This window comes from Pseudomonas sp. PGPPP4, from assembly GCF_002256045.1.
Lineage (GTDB): Bacteria > Pseudomonadota > Gammaproteobacteria > Pseudomonadales > Pseudomonadaceae > Chryseomonas > Chryseomonas oryzihabitans.
Genome location: NZ_NKID01000007.1, coordinates 1 through 15,168 on the forward strand (window position 1 = coordinate 1; position 15,168 = coordinate 15,168).

The window sequence follows — 15,168 nt, forward strand, 5'->3', positions numbered from 1 at the left end:
TTCGACCGGCATGAGCTTACGGGGTAAACCCTTCACCCTCACCGGCGCACCTTCTCCCGAAGTTACGGTGCCATTTTGCCTAGTTCCTTCACCCGAGTTCTCTCAAGCGCCTTGGTATTCTCTACCCGACCACCTGTGTCGGTTTGGGGTACGGTTCCTAATTACCTGAAGCTTAGAGGCTTTTCCTGGAAGCATGGCATCAACCACTTCTCCTTCTAAAAGAAGGATCGTCATCAGCTCTCGGCCTTGACCGTCCGGATTTACCTAAACAGTCAGCCTACCACCTTAAACTTGGACAACCAACGCCAAGCTGGCCTAGCCTTCTCCGTCCCCCCATCGCAGTAACTAGAAGTACGGGAATATTAACCCGTTTCCCATCGACTACGCCTTTCAGCCTCGCCTTAGGGACCGACTCACCCTGCGTCGATTAACGTTGCGCAGGAACCCTTGGTCTTTCGGCGTGCGAGTTTTTCACTCGCATTGTCGTTACTCATGTCAGCATTCGCACTTCTGATACCTCCAGCAAGCTTCTCAACTCACCTTCACAGGCTTACAGAACGCTCCTCTACCGCATCACCAGAGGTGATACCCGTAGCTTCGGTGCCTGGTTTGAGCCCCGTTACATCTTCCGCGCAGGCCGACTCGACTAGTGAGCTATTACGCTTTCTTTAAAGGGTGGCTGCTTCTAAGCCAACCTCCTAGCTGTCTAAGCCTTCCCACATCGTTTACCACTTAACCAGGACTTTGGGACCTTAGCTGACGGTCTGGGTTGTTTCCCTTTTCACGACGGACGTTAGCACCCGCCGTGTGTCTCCCATGCTCGGCACTTCTGGGTATTCGGAGTTTGCATCGGTTTGGTAAGTCGGGATGACCCCCTAGCCGAAACAGTGCTCTACCCCCCAGAGTGATACATGAGGCGCTACCTAAATAGCTTTCGAGGAGAACCAGCTATCTCCGAGCTTGATTAGCCTTTCACTCCGATCCACAAGTCATCCCCTGCCTTTTCAACGGAAGTGGGTTCGGTCCTCCAGTCAGTGTTACCTAACCTTCAACCTGCTCATGGATAGATCGCCCGGTTTCGGGTCTATTCCCAGCGACTAGACGCCCTATTAAGACTCGCTTTCGCTACGCCTCCCCTATTCGGTTAAGCTCGCCACTGAAAATAAGTCGCTGACCCATTATACAAAAGGTACGCAGTCACCCAACAACGTGGGCTCCCACTGCTTGTACGCATACGGTTTCAGGTTCTATTTCACTCCCCTCTCCGGGGTTCTTTTCGCCTTTCCCTCACGGTACTGGTTCACTATCGGTCAGTCAGGAGTATTTAGCCTTGGAGGATGGTCCCCCCATATTCAGACAGGGTTTCTCGTGCCCCGTCCTACTCGATTTCATTGATAAGAGCGTTTCGCGTACAGGGCTATCACCCACTATGGCCGCACTTTCCAGAGCGTTCCGCTACTCTCAAATCAACTTAAGGGCTGGTCCCCGTTCGCTCGCCACTACTAAGGGAATCTCGGTTGATTTCTTTTCCTCAGGGTACTTAGATGTTTCAGTTCCCCTGGTTCGCCTCTTAACCCTATGGATTCAGGTTAAGATACCTAGCTTATGCTAGGTGGGTTCCCCCATTCAGAGATCTCCGGGTCACAGGTCATTTGCCACCTCACCGAAGCTTATCGCAGGCTATCACGTCTTTCATCGCCTCTGACTGCCAAGGCATCCACCGTATGCGCTTCTTCACTTGACCATATAACCCCAAGCAATCTCGCTGACGTCACAAGGACGCTACCGATCTGCAGGCGTTAGATGAGTGAAGACGACATTTCGCCGAAAACTTGCGCTTGAGTTCGCAAGATTTTACCTTGACGACATCGACTGCCAGTGAAAACAGTCAATGTGTCTACTTCTATCACTTTCCCAATTTTTTAAAGAACAGTTCTGATCAAAGACCAGAAGTCAGCATTTGTGCCCTTCCCTCTTCACTAGGTGATGGAGGAGAAGTCAAAGGCTCACTTCTGAGCTTTTCAAGCAATCGTGTTATCGACCAGGTGGAGATGGTGGAGCCAAGGAGGATCGAACTCCTGACCTCCTGCGTGCAAGGCAGGCGCTCTCCCAGCTGAGCTATGGCCCCATCGATTGGTGGGTCTGGGCAGATTCGAACTGCCGACCTCACCCTTATCAGGGGTGCGCTCTAACCAACTGAGCTACAGACCCAATCGTCTTACCTTGAGTCTTTCTAACTCAATTGCTCTTCTATCAGTGAATCAAGCAATTCGTGTGGGAGCTTGTCAGCAAGCTGACATCTTCGATTAAGGAGGTGATCCAGCCGCAGGTTCCCCTACGGCTACCTTGTTACGACTTCACCCCAGTCATGAATCACTCCGTGGTAACCGTCCTCCCGAGGGTTAGACTAGCTACTTCTGGAGCAACCCACTCCCATGGTGTGACGGGCGGTGTGTACAAGGCCCGGGAACGTATTCACCGTGACGTTCTGATTCACGATTACTAGCGATTCCGACTTCACGCAGTCGAGTTGCAGACTGCGATCCGGACTACGATCGGTTTTATGGGATTAGCTCCACCTCGCGGCTTGGCAACCCTTTGTACCGACCATTGTAGCACGTGTGTAGCCCTGGCCGTAAGGGCCATGATGACTTGACGTCATCCCCACCTTCCTCCGGTTTGTCACCGGCAGTCTCCTTAGAGTGCCCACCATAACGTGCTGGTAACTAAGGACAAGGGTTGCGCTCGTTACGGGACTTAACCCAACATCTCACGACACGAGCTGACGACAGCCATGCAGCACCTGTGTCTGAGTTCCCGAAGGCACCAATCCATCTCTGGAAAGTTCTCAGCATGTCAAGGCCAGGTAAGGTTCTTCGCGTTGCTTCGAATTAAACCACATGCTCCACCGCTTGTGCGGGCCCCCGTCAATTCATTTGAGTTTTAACCTTGCGGCCGTACTCCCCAGGCGGTCAACTTAATGCGTTAGCTGCGCCACTAAGATCTCAAGGATCCCAACGGCTAGTTGACATCGTTTACGGCGTGGACTACCAGGGTATCTAATCCTGTTTGCTCCCCACGCTTTCGCACCTCAGTGTCAGTGTCAGTCCAGGTAGTCGCCTTCGCCACTGGTGTTCCTTCCAATATCTACGCATTTCACCGCTACACTGGAAATTCCACTACCCTCTACCGCACTCTAGCCAGACAGTTTTGGATGCAGTTCCCAGGTTGAGCCCGGGGATTTCACATCCAACTTATCAAGCCACCTACGCGCGCTTTACGCCCAGTAATTCCGATTAACGCTTGCACCCTTCGTATTACCGCGGCTGCTGGCACGAAGTTAGCCGGTGCTTATTCTGTTGGTAACGTCAAAACTCACAGGTATTCGCTATGAGCCCTTCCTCCCAACTTAAAGTGCTTTACGACCCGAAGGCCTTCTTCACACACGCGGCATGGCTGGATCAGGCTTTCGCCCATTGTCCAATATTCCCCACTGCTGCCTCCCGTAGGAGTCTGGACCGTGTCTCAGTTCCAGTGTGACTGATCATCCTCTCAGACCAGTTACGGATCGTCGCCTTGGTAGGCCTTTACCCTACCAACTAGCTAATCCGACCTAGGCTCATCTAATAGCGTGAGGTCCGAAGATCCCCCACTTTCTCCCGTAGGACGTATGCGGTATTAGCGTTCCTTTCGAAACGTTGTCCCCCACTACTAGGCAGATTCCTAGGCATTACTCACCCGTCCGCCGCTGAATCGAGGAGCAAGCTCCTCTCATCCGCTCGACTTGCATGTGTTAGGCCTGCCGCCAGCGTTCAATCTGAGCCATGATCAAACTCTTCAGTTAAGTAGACTGATCGGGTTTTGAGAAAACCCTAAACTTGGCTCAGCAATCGCAAAAAACTCATGAATTCACGAGTTACTTGTGTTGCTGATAATCTTGCGACATCAGACTTATCTCACAAGCACCCACACGAATTGCTTGATTCAACTTGTTAAAGAGCAGTTGGTTGCGACCGTGTCGCTAACCGAGGCGCGCATTCTACGCTGCCCTCACATCCTGTCAAGCGTTGATTTGAACTTTTTCGTTTCAACTCAACCACTTGCGCTTGCCTGACCACATCAACCGATCGCGGCAGCGGGAGGCGAATCCTACAGCATCCTGAGACGCTGTCAACCCCTCCGCTTCATTTCGCTGTCACCCTGAGGTGAGAGCCAAATGGCGAAGAATCCGTGGACCCCTCGCCTGGCTCAGACCTAAGTGCTTGATTTTCAAGCCGCTTCAGCGTCTGCGCCGGAAGTGTGGCGCATTATAGGGGAGTTTCAGGACAGGTCAACAGGTTATTTCAAAAAACTTCAATAAAGGAGGATGGGCGCCAGTCGATACCCCGCCTCGGTCGCGATGATCCGGTACTGCTTGATCTCCCCAGGAGTCAGCAGGATGGATTGGGCGACGCTGCTGGCCATGGGCGCCGCGCAACCCCCCGGGCCGGAAGAGGTAAGGCTGACGGCGATCTCGCCAGGCGGCAGATTGAAGGAAGCACTCTGACCGGCCATAAGGGTGCCGGCGAGGCGCCCCTGAATCACCAGACCTATGTCGCATCCCGAACCCGAGTAGGCATCGCCCCGGGTGATCATGAGGATGCCTGGCTGTCCCGTCCCACCCTGGGGGACCTGAGCCGAGGCGAAAGAGCAGCAGAGCAAGGCCGTCAGCATACCGATAAGCAACTTCATGACTATCTCCTGCGGGGTCGCCCAGCACCTTAGCACTGCGCGGCCCCCTGTGCGCTGTTTCGCAGCAGCGCCGCTGCGGGCGCCCCTTCAGGGCACGAAAACTGAGCAAGTGGTCAGGTTTGGTACCCTGCCAAACAGCTGAAATTTCCCGGAATCCTTATACAAGGCGTTGAAAAATAACTATTTTCTCCCGCCCGCCGGAGCTTGGCGTCGATTTTGCTGAGCACGGCGGACGCTGCACATAACGAGAAAGCACTTCCAGGAGCCTACATGCGCAAGACCCTAACCACCGCGCTGCTGACCGCCAGCCTGTTCACAGCCGGTGCCGCCCACGCCGCTGACAGCCCACTGCTGTGGCACGGTGAAAGCCTCACCTATCTATATGGCAAGGATTTCCGGGTCGATCCCCGCATCCAGCAGACCGTCACCTTCGAGCATGCCAGCAGCTGGACCTGGGGCGATCTCTTCCTCTTCGTCGACAGCATCTGGTTCAACGGTGCGACCAACGCCAGCGACGGTCATCAGGGCTTCTATGGCGAGATCAGTCCGCGACTGTCCTTCGGCAAGCTGTCCGGGCGGGACCTTTCCTTTGGCCCGGTTACCGATGTCCTGCTCGCCACCACCCTGGAATACGACCAGAACGACGGCGAGGGCGCCGGCCGTGACCAGCGCAACTATCTGGTCGGTCCGGGTTTCGACCTCAAGGTGCCGGGCTTCGACTACTTCCAGCTGAATCTCTATTACCGCAAGCCGGACGGCGGCAGTGCGCCTTCGGGTGCCTGGCAGCTCACTCCGGTATGGGCTTACACCCTGCCCCTGGGCAATTCGGATCTGCTCATCGATGGCTACATGGACTGGGTGGTGAACAACAAGGGCAGCTATCACGCCAATCTGCACTTCAATCCCCAGGTCAAGTACGACCTGGGCAAGGCCATGGGCTACGAGGCCAAGCATCTTTATGTGGGTACCGAGTACGACTACTGGTCGGACAAGTACGGCATCAAGGACAGCGAGGGCTTCCGTACCGACCAGAGTGTTTTCAGCTTCCTGGTGAAGTATCAGTTCTAGCCTGGCCAGGCCCACTTCTGGCGCTGCAGCCGCCTTACCGGCGGGCAGCGCCACTGCGAGGTAATCACCATGCCCACTCCCGTCCGCGATGATCTGCTCTATGGCCTGGACGATCGCCCGGCCCCACTCGCGGCCTTTTGCGCTGCCCTGCAGCATGTCCTGGCCAGCTTCGTGGGGATCGTCACGCCACCGCTGATCATTGCCGGCGCCCTGGGGCTGCACGAGCACCTGCCCTATCTGATCAGCATGGGGCTGATGGTGTCGGGCGTCGGTACCTTTCTGCAGGCGCGGGGTGCCGGTGGACTGGGCGCGGGCATGATCTGCCTGCAGGGCACCAGCTTCTCCTTTCTATCCGCGGTGCTGGCAGCCGGGATGCTGGTCAAGCAGCGCGGCGGGACGCCGGAGGACATCCTGGCGATGATCTTTGGCGTCTGCTTCTTTGGCGCCTTCGTCCAGATCGGTCTGAGTCGCTGTCTTGGTCTGTTGCGCCGGGTGATCACGCCACTGGTGACCGGCATCGTCATCACCCTGATCGGCATCAGCCTGATCAGGGTGGGCGTCACCGATCTCGGCGGGGGCGCCAAGGCCGCCAATTTCGGCGCACCGATCAACCTGGCCCTCGGTGGTCTGGTGCTGGCGGTCATCATCGGCCTGAATCTGTCGCCGCGTCCCTGGTTGCGGCTCTCGGCGGTGATGATCGGCCTACTGGTGGGCTCCCTCGCCGCCTGGACCTGCGGCCTGTTGAAACCCCAACCGCTGCCGGACCTGCCCCTGGTCAGCGTCCCCCTCCCCTTCCATTTCGGCTTCGCCTTCGACTGGTCGGCCTTCCTCCCGGTCGCGCTCATCTATCTGATCAGCACCCTGGAGACCACCGGCGACCTGACCGCCAACTGCCTGATCTCGCGACAACCCGTCGAAGGGCCGGGCTATCTCCAGCGGTTGCGGGGTGGGGTCCTGGGTGATGGCGTCGCCTGCCTGCTCGCCGCCACCTTCAATACCTTTCCCAGCACCACCTTCGCGCAGAACAACGGGGTGATCCAGCTGACCGGCGTGGCCAGCCGCCATGTCGGCTACTGGATAGGCGCCATCCTGCTGGTGCTGGGCCTGTTCCCCGTGCTGGGCGCCGTCCTGCAGCAGATTCCCAAACCGGTGCTGGGCGGTGCGACCCTGGTGCTGTTCGGCAGTGTCGCCGCGGCCGGGATACGGCTGCTGGCGCACTGCACCCTGGATCGCCGCAGCCTGCTGATCATCGCCACCTCCCTTGGCGTGGGTCTCGGTATCGCCAGCCAGCCGACGCTGCTGGATCAGCTGCCGCCACTGGTGAAGAATCTCTTCGACACCGCGATCACCAGCGGTGGCATCACCGCCATCCTGCTCAACCTGTTGCTGCCCGAGGAGCGCCGCGCAGCGGTGACGGAATGCAGCTCGCCGGCGCCACACCGGTAAAACAGCCCTTGTGTCCAGGGCCGGGGGTACGCTATTGATGCCTGCCGCGCCTCAGGATCCTCCCGTTGTCATGACCCTTCTCGTACCCGCCCATCACGCCGGCCAGGACAAGCCGGCCGGACGCATCCGGCAGAAGAATGAGGAATTGATCCTGAGCGCGGCGGAGGAAGAATTCGCGCGCCATGGCTTCAAGGGCACCAGCATGAACACCATCGCGCAACGCGTTGGCTTGCCCAAGGCCAATCTCCACTACTACTTCAACAACAAGCTCGGCCTCTATATGGCCGTGCTGGGCAACATCCTCGAACTCTGGGACAGCACCTTCAATCACCTGACCGTGGAAGACGACCCGGCGGCGGCCCTGAGTCGCTACATCCGCGCCAAGCTGGAATTCTCGCGGCGCCAACCGCTGGCCTCACGGATCTTCGCCATGGAGATCATCGGCGGCGGTCATTGCCTGTACGAGTATTTCGATCAGGACTACCAGACCTGGTTTCGCAGCCGGGCAGCGGTATTCGACGCCTGGATCGCGGCCGGCAAGATGGACCCGGTGGATCCGGTCCACCTGATCTTCCTGTTGTGGAGCAGCACCCAGCACTACGCCGACTTCGCCAGCCAGATCTGCCAGGTGACCGGGCGCACTCGCCTGACCCGGCAGGATTTCGACGAGGCGGCGCGGACCCTGACCCATGTCATCCTCAAGGGACTGGGTCTCCAGGCACCATGACCTTTACCCTGATCCAGGATGCCGCCTGGGAAGAAGAGGTGCGCAAGAGTCGTTTCCTCGCCCTCGCTGCGCCCGTCACCACGGTGGAAGCGGCCCTGGCCTTCATCGACCGCGTGAGCGTGCCGACCGCGACCCACAACTGCTGGGCCTGGAAGCTGGGCAATCAATACCGCTTCAATGACGACGGCGAGCCCGGTGGGACGGCGGGCCGGCCCATCCTGGCCGCCATCGAGGGGCAGGATTGCGATCAGGTGGTGGTGGTGGTCATCCGCTGGTACGGCGGCATCAAGCTGGGTACCGGCGGCCTGGTACGCGCCTATGGCGGTTGCGCCGCCCGTTGCCTGCAGCAGGCGGACAAGCAGCCGCTGGTGCTGCGGCAGGAACTTGGCTTCGCCTGCACCTATGCGGAGTGGCCGCTGATCAAGGCGCGCCTGGCAGCCCTAGCGGTGCTGGTGCTGGCCGAGGACTATCAGGCGCTGGAGATCGCCTTGCGGATTGCGGTCGAGCCCCAGCGACGCGACGAGGTGGCGACGCTGCTGAGCAACCTGAGCAGTGGTCGTATCGTCCTGCGCGCGCTCTAGCGGCACGACCTTTGCTATCTCCTGGTGCACGCCCTTCCGATTCGCACCGCTCTGGCGCATCCCAGCGCTAATTCCCCGTTGCGCTCTGCTTGGCGGCAAGACTGAACCTGCCGAGAGCTGCAGCACGCCCTAAAAGCGCGCATCAAGCAGCCGCCAGGCATGTTTTTGGTGCAACCCTTAGCGACGACTGCCCTGATGAACGAATTGCCTTCCGCTGTGGCGACCCTGGTCCACAGTGCCAATACCCTGTTCCTGCTGCTGGGTGCCGTGATGGTACTGGCCATGCACGCCGGTTTCGCCTTTCTCGAAGCCGGTACCGTGCGGCACAAGAATCAGGTGAACGCGCTGTCCAAGATCCTCGCCGACTTCGCCATTTCCACCCTAGTGTATTTCTTCGTCGGCTACTGGATCGCCTATGGCGTGACGTTCTTCGCGCCCGCCCAGGTGCTGACCGCCGACAGCGGCTACGGGCTGGTGAAGTTCTTTTTCCTGGCCACCTTCGCCGCGGCCATTCCCGCGATCATCTCCGGCGGCATCGCCGAGCGGGCGCGTTTCGTCCCGCAGCTGTGCGCCACCGCGCTGATCGTGGCCTTTGTCTATCCGTTCTTCGAAGGCCTGATGTGGAACAACAACCTGGGGCTGCAGGACAGCTTCGAAGCGCTGTTCGGCGCGCGCTTCCACGATTTCGCCGGCTCCGTAGTGGTGCACGCCGTGGGTGGCTGGCTGGCGCTGGCGGCGGTGCTGCTGCTGGGACCGCGTCAGGGCCGCTATCGCGAAGGCCGGCTGGTGGCCTTTCCGCCGTCGAACATCCCCTTTCTGGCGCTGGGCTCCTGGATCCTGATCGTCGGCTGGTTCGGTTTCAACGTGATGAGCGCCCAGAGCCTGGCAGGCGTCAGTGGCCTGGTCGCGCTGAATTCGCTGATGGCCATGGTCGGCGGGACGGCGGCTGCCCTGCTGCTCGGGCGCAACGACCCCGGCTTCCTGCACAACGGGCCCCTGGCCGGCCTGGTCGCCGTCTGTGCCGGCTCCGATCTGATGCATCCCATCGCCGCCCTGGCCACCGGGCTGGTGGCGGGCGCCCTGTTCGTCTGGGCCTTCACCGCGGTGCAGACGCGCTGGAAGCTGGACGATGTGCTGGGTGTCTGGCCGTTGCACGGCCTCTGCGGCGCCTGGGGCGGCATCGCCTGTGGCCTGTTCGGCCAGACCGCACTCGGCGGCCTGGGTGGGGTGAGCGTGCTGGCGCAACTGGCGGGCACGGGGCTGGGTATCGCCGTCGCCCTGCTCGGCGGCCTGGCCGTATACGGGCTCCTCAAGGCCGTGCTGGGGCTGCGGCTGAGTCAGGAAGAGGAATACCAGGGCGCCGACCTGTCGATCCATCGCATCGCCGCCAACAGCCACGACGGCTAGCGGCCGAGGTTACCCACAGGGACCGTGTACAGTGATGTGGATAACCCGTGCATGAAGTCACGAGAACGCCACAGAGACCGGCCTGGCGGCGACTGGTGAAGAAATGAACACGGCCTCGATGTCGTGGCGGCGAACGGCGACGGCGGGACTCGGGTAGCCCATCGGCGACCGGAATCGGTAGAGTGGGCGACCCTTGTTCCAGGAGCGCCCCATGCCCGCCCTTTCGACCCTGCTGCCCTGGCTCCGCGAGGTGGATCGCACCACCCTGAAGGCGGATCTGGGCGCGGGTCTGCTGGGTGCTGTCCTGGCGCTGCCCCAGGGCGTGGCCTTCGCCACCCTGGCCGGACTGCCGCCGCAATACGGCGTCTATGGCGCCGTGGTGCCCTGCATCGTCGCCGCCCTGGCCGGTTCCAGTCGCCATGTGGTGACCGGGCCGACCAACGCCAACTCCCTGGCCCTGCTGGCGGCGTTGTCGCCGCTGGCGCTGGCGGGTTCCGGCCCCTACATCGATCTCGCGCTGGCGGTGACCCTGCTGGTCGGTCTGCTGCAACTGACGGTGGGCGCCCTGCGCCTGGGCGCCGTGGCTAACTTCATCTCGCCTTCGGTGCTGCTCGGTTTCATGAGTGGCGCCGCGGTGCTGATCGGACTCTATTCGCTCAAGGATTTGCTCGGCCTGTCACCGCCACTGGGCACCTCGGCCTTTGGCGTGCTCGGCTATGTCGTCGCCCATCCCCTGGCGATCCACTGGCCTTCGCTGGTGATCGGCGTGGTGACCCTGGTCGCCACCCTGCTGCTGCGGCGGCTGCGCCCGCGCTGGCCGACCATGCTGCTGGGTCTGCTGGCCGGGTGCCTGAGCGCCTGGATCCTGGAGCGCAGCGTGCCGGGCGCGGCCCAGGGGATCGCCACGGTCGGACGGATTCCCTCGGCGCTGCCGCCGTTCCATCTGCCAGAGGTCACCCTGCAGGACCTGGGCAATCTCTCCGGCATCGCCGTGGCCCTGACCCTGGTGGCCCTGGGACAGTCGTTGTCGATCGCCAAGGCGGTGGCCCAGCGCTCCGGGCAGCGGCTGGACGTCAATCGCGAATTCCGTGGCCAAGGGCTGGCCAACCTGGTCGGCGGCTGCTTTTCGGCCTATGTCTCCTGCGGCTCGCTGAATCGCTCCATGCCCAATTTCGAAGCCGGGGCCCGCACGCCACTGGCGGCGGTGTTCGCCGCCCTGCTGGTGGTGGCGCTGGTGGCCTTTGGCGGCGCCCTGATCGCGGCCATTCCGCTGGCCGCCATCGCCGCCACTCTGCTGCTGGTGGCACGCGGACTGCTGGACCTGGGGCGCTGGCGCGAGGTGCTGAGGGTCAGCCGCACCGAGGCCCTGGTGGCTGGGGTGACCTTGCTGGCGACCCTGACCATCCCTCTGGATCGCGCCGTGCTGCTGGGCACCCTGGTATCCCTGGTGGCCTACCTTTATCGCACCTCGCACCCGGCGATCCGCCCGCTGGTGCCGGATCCGCGAACCCCCGAGCGCCGCTTCACCCCGCTGGACGAACTGGGCCAGCCGGCGCAGGAGTGCCCGCAACTCAAGTTGGTACGGGTGGAGGGCTCGGTGTTCTTTGGCGCCGTGCCCCATGTTGGCGATCAGCTGGACGGCTTTCGCAGCGCCCAGCCCGGTCAGAAGCACGCCCTGTTCATGACCAAGAGCATGAACTTCATCGACCTGGCCGGTAACGACCTCTGGCGGCGCGAATGGCGCGAGCGACGGGCCCAGGGTGGCGACCTCTATTTCCATCGCCCGCGCACGCCGGTGTTGCAGCTGTTCGCCAAGACCGGCTTTCTCAAGGAGCTGGGCGACGGCCATATCTTTTCGTCCAAGGATCAGGCCCTGCGCAGCATCTATCCGCGCCTGGATCCGGAGGTGTGCCGCCGCTGCACCGCCCGGACCTTTGTCGAGTGCGCGGCGCGCGCGGCGGAACAGGCGCCGGGCGCGGACGCCACTCGGGCGGACTGCTAAGCTGGCGGTTTCCTTCTGCCGCTGGAGTTCTCCATGACCGCTGCCCTGCGTCTCGCTCGCCGTCTCGCCCTGACCTGTCTGCTGTTGCCGGGGCTGGCCCTGGCCCATGGTCACCTGAAGAGCGCCGAGCCCGCGCCCGACAGCACCAGCCCGGCACCGAAGCAGCTGAGCCTGAGCTTTTCCGAAGGGGTCGAGGCGTCTCTGAGCCAGGTGCAGCTGCAGCGGCTGGAGGGTCAGGCCAGTACGGCGATCACCACCGGCAAGGTGATTTCCGGTGGTGACGAACGCACCCTGGAGGTGCCGCTGGAGGCGCCGCTGGAAGCGGGTCGCTACCAGGTCAAATGGCGGGTGCTGGCCAAGGACGGACACAAGACCCAGGGCGATTATCGCTTCACCGTCCAGTAAGGATGGAAGGCGGACTGGCGACGCCCGATGCCTGGCGCCCCCTCGCCCGCGCCCTCTTCCTGCTGCCGCTGCTGCTGACCTGGGGCTATCTGGCGCTGGCGCTCTGGCTGGGTCGCCCGGCTTTGCGCGACTGGCTGCTGGAGCGGGCGCGTCCTGCGGCCCGCCTGCTGGGGGCCCTGCTGATGCTCGGGGTGCTGAGCCTGTTGCCGCTGCAGGCCGCGCTGGTGGGCGATGGCTGGACGGATGCCTTCAATCTGCCGCTGTGGCAGCTCTATCTGGCCACCGAGGCCGGCCAGGGCTGGCGCTGGCAATTGCCGCTGGGCCTGCTGCTGGCCCTGTGGCTGCTGGCGGGACCCGGGACGCGTGGCGTTCGCTGGCTGTGGGGCTTGAGTGGCCTGCTGCTGGCCAGTCTGGCCCTGGGTGGCCATGCTGCCGCGACCGCGGGTGGGCTTGGCGGGGTGCACCGGTCGAACCAGGCCCTGCATCTGCTCACCACGGGACTCTGGGTGGGCAGTCTGCCCGGGGTGCTGCTGTGCCTGGGACGGCCTCCGGCCCGGCTCAGGGGAGAGATCCAGCGGCTGCTGCGGGGTTACTCGCTACCGGGGCAGATCAGCGTGGCGCTGGCCTTGCTCAGCGGTGCGCTGAACAGCCTGCTGATCCTCGGACCGGCCGGTCTGTTGCGGCTGACACCCTACTCCGGCCTGCTGCTGGCCAAGGTACTGGTGGTGGCGACCATGGTCGTCCTGGCCCTGGCCAATCGTTATCTGCTGGTGCCGCGATTGGGACAGGGGCCGCAGGCGCTACAACTACTGCGCCAGGCCACGGCCGTGGAGATCGCGCTCGGGGTGGTCGCCGTCGCGCTGGTGGCGGCCTTCTCGGGTCTGGATCCCTTCAGCTGACAGCCGGAGCGAACGCTGTCGCCCCGGCCACGCCTCAGAAATAGACGTTCATGCCCAGGTAGATTTCCTTGCTGCTGTCGAGCTGGCTCGACCCCAGCTTGCTGCCGTCCTGGTCGATGTCCGGCTTGGCGTTGCTACGCAGATAGCGATAGCCGGCTTCCAGGGAGGTGCGGTCGTTGACCTGCTGCAGGATGCCGGCCTGGACCCCAGCCACATAACCGAGGTCGCTGTCATGGCCGAAGCTGGAACCGTCCTGGGTAACCCGGGCGACGCCCAGGGTGCCGCCGCCAAACAGCTTGGTGCTGTCGCCCAGGGGATAGAAGGCATCGTAGCTGCCGGTCAGGTCCTGCTGCTTGAGTCTCAGGCCATCACTGCTGCCGCTGGCCTGGTCGAGGGTGGCGTAGTAGCGACCGGCGTCGTTCTGCTGACCGAGGCGCAGCCCCCAGGTGTTGCTGCCATCGATGGCAGCATCGGTGTCGGGGCTGTTCAGGTTGCGGTCGAGGGCGTGGCTGTTGCTGAAGTTATCGTAACTCTTGCCATAGGTGAGGCCGGCGAAGTTCTGGGGATCGGCGGCAAACACCTGATGACTGGCCAGGGCCAGCAGGCCGAAGAGGACGACACGGGATTTCAGGGCGTTCATGGTGAAAGGCTCCTCACGCGATGCGAATGCAGCCCGACCGGCTGCGCGGCCATCTTCGGCAGCGGCGGATTAGCGCAGGATTAAGGGGACTGAATCGGAGCTGAACGCTGAGGCAGGACGCGAGCGGAGCAGCGGACCGCCCATTGCAGGCGGCCCGGCTGGGAGGGATCAACGCTGACGGTGGTACTCGGTCACGCGCTGCACTTCTTCCTTGGAGCCCAGGAACACCGCCACCCGCTGGTGCAGGCCGTCCGGCTGGACGTCGAGGATGCGCTGGTGACCGTTGGTGGCGGCGCCACCGGCCTGCTCAACCAGCATGGACATGGGATTGGCCTCGTACATCAGGCGCAGCTTGCCGGGCTTTTCCGGCTCGCGGGCATCGCGCGGGTACATGAAGATGCCGCCGCGGGTGAGGATGCGATGGACGTCGGCCACCATGGAGGCGATCCAGCGCATGTTGTAGTTCTTGCCCAGGGGACCTTCCTTGCCAGCCAGCAGCTCGTCCACATAACGCTTGACCGGGGCTTCCCAGTGGCGCTGGTTGGACATGTTGATGGCGAATTCGGCGGTGGCCTCGGGGATGGTGATGTCTTCGTGGGTGAGCACGAAGCTGCCCAGTTCGCGATCCAGGGTGAAGCCCTTGACGCCGTCGCCCAGGGTCAGCACCAGCATGGTCTGGGGACCGTAGATGGCGTAACCGGCAGCCACCTGCTCGGTGCCCTTCTGCATGAAGGCTTCTTCGGTCACGTCACCGGTGGTGCTGCTGACGAAGTCCTTGCGCAGGATGGAGAAGATGGTGCCGACGGAGACGTTGACGTCGATGTTGGACGAGCCGTCCAGGGGGTCGAACATCAGCAGGTAGGCGCCCTTGGGGTAGTGACCCGGAATCTGGTGCACCTGGTCCATTTCCTCGGAGGCCATGCCGGCCAGGGTGCCGCCCCATTCGTTGGCTTCCAGCAGGATCTCGTTGGACAGGACGTCCAGCTTCTTCTGCACCTCGCCCTGGACGTTCTCGGTGCCCATGCTGCCAAGCACGCCACCCAGCGCCCCCTTGGACACCTCGTAGCTGATGCGCTTGCACGCCCGTGCCACGACTTCGATGAGGAAGCGCAGGTCGGCCGGGGTCTTGTGGCTGCGGGTCTGCTCGATGAGGTAACGACTGAGGGATATCCGGGACATCGCGGTGCTCCTTGTAATGATGGGCGCGAGTGTAGCGCCAAAGCTCAAGCTCCGTCTCAAGCAGAGCGGACCGTCAGGCCAGG

The 15,168-nt window shown here is 62.1% G+C and carries 11 protein-coding genes, 2 tRNA genes and 2 rRNA genes; 8 read left to right on the forward strand and 7 right to left on the reverse strand.

What is annotated here, in order from left to right; all coding sequences use genetic code 11:
* The 5 genes from CFE50_RS13650 to CFE50_RS13670 all read right to left on the reverse strand — a co-directional run.
* Positions 1–1,744 (reverse strand): 23S ribosomal RNA (locus tag CFE50_RS13650); the annotation flags it as partial.
* Positions 1,745–2,052: 308 nt separating this feature from the next.
* Positions 2,053–2,128: transfer RNA gene (locus tag CFE50_RS13655), tRNA-Ala, on the reverse strand.
* A 6-nt stretch (positions 2,129–2,134) separates the two neighbouring features.
* Positions 2,135–2,211, reverse strand: a tRNA-Ile gene (locus CFE50_RS13660).
* Between the two features lie 96 nt (positions 2,212–2,307).
* A 16S ribosomal RNA gene (locus tag CFE50_RS13665) occupies positions 2,308–3,844 on the reverse strand.
* Positions 3,845–4,353: 509 nt separating this feature from the next.
* Complete coding sequence (locus CFE50_RS13670) at positions 4,354–4,731, reverse strand: hypothetical protein (RefSeq protein WP_286734319.1); 378 nt, start codon at positions 4,729–4,731, stop codon at positions 4,354–4,356.
* A gap of 270 nt (positions 4,732–5,001) precedes the next feature.
* On the opposite strand from CFE50_RS13670, the gene CFE50_RS13675 reads away from it, so the two are divergent.
* The 8 genes from CFE50_RS13675 to copD all read left to right on the forward strand — a co-directional run bounded on the left by CFE50_RS13675 (position 5,002) and on the right by copD (position 13,266).
* Positions 5,002–5,799, forward strand: a complete 798-nt coding sequence (locus CFE50_RS13675) for a DUF5020 family protein (protein ID WP_132832903.1) — start codon at positions 5,002–5,004, stop codon at positions 5,797–5,799.
* Positions 5,800–5,868: 69 nt separating this feature from the next.
* Positions 5,869–7,245, forward strand: coding sequence for a uracil-xanthine permease family protein (locus tag CFE50_RS13680; protein ID WP_286734323.1), 1,377 nt, complete (start codon positions 5,869–5,871; stop codon positions 7,243–7,245).
* Between the two features lie 70 nt (positions 7,246–7,315).
* Positions 7,316–7,972 (forward strand): TetR/AcrR family transcriptional regulator, encoded by a 657-nt coding sequence (locus CFE50_RS13685; protein ID WP_027600306.1) that lies wholly within the window; start codon positions 7,316–7,318, stop codon positions 7,970–7,972.
* Entirely contained in the window at positions 7,969–8,553 is a 585-nt protein-coding gene (locus CFE50_RS13690; RefSeq protein WP_286734328.1) for an IMPACT family protein, read from the forward strand. The genes CFE50_RS13685 and CFE50_RS13690 overlap by 4 nt, the downstream gene beginning before the upstream one ends.
* Positions 8,554–8,748: 195 nt before the next feature.
* Positions 8,749–9,960 (forward strand): ammonium transporter, encoded by a 1,212-nt coding sequence (locus CFE50_RS13695; RefSeq protein WP_241807831.1) that lies wholly within the window; start codon positions 8,749–8,751, stop codon positions 9,958–9,960.
* Positions 9,961–10,171: 211 nt separating this feature from the next.
* Positions 10,172–11,962 (forward strand): SulP family inorganic anion transporter, encoded by a 1,791-nt coding sequence (locus tag CFE50_RS13700; protein ID WP_286734330.1) that lies wholly within the window; start codon positions 10,172–10,174, stop codon positions 11,960–11,962.
* Positions 11,963–11,995: 33 nt separating this feature from the next.
* The gene (copC, locus tag CFE50_RS13705) at positions 11,996–12,367 is read left to right on the forward strand and encodes a copper homeostasis periplasmic binding protein CopC (protein WP_241807833.1); all 372 of its coding nucleotides are present in this window, start codon (positions 11,996–11,998) and stop codon (positions 12,365–12,367) included.
* Between the two features lie 2 nt (positions 12,368–12,369).
* Entirely contained in the window at positions 12,370–13,266 is an 897-nt protein-coding gene (gene copD / locus CFE50_RS13710) for a copper homeostasis membrane protein CopD (protein WP_286734335.1), read from the forward strand.
* Positions 13,267–13,300: 34 nt separating this feature from the next.
* Here copD and CFE50_RS13715 read toward each other — a convergent pair whose 3' ends face one another.
* Together CFE50_RS13715 and CFE50_RS13720 are read right to left on the reverse strand one after the other, a co-directional pair.
* Entirely contained in the window at positions 13,301–13,906 is a 606-nt protein-coding gene (locus tag CFE50_RS13715) for an outer membrane protein (protein ID WP_286734336.1), read from the reverse strand.
* 168 nt (positions 13,907–14,074) lie between these two features.
* Positions 14,075–15,085, reverse strand: a complete 1,011-nt coding sequence (locus CFE50_RS13720) for a class 1 fructose-bisphosphatase (RefSeq protein ID WP_241807835.1) — start codon at positions 15,083–15,085, stop codon at positions 14,075–14,077.
* Positions 15,086–15,168: the final 83 nt, after the last annotated feature.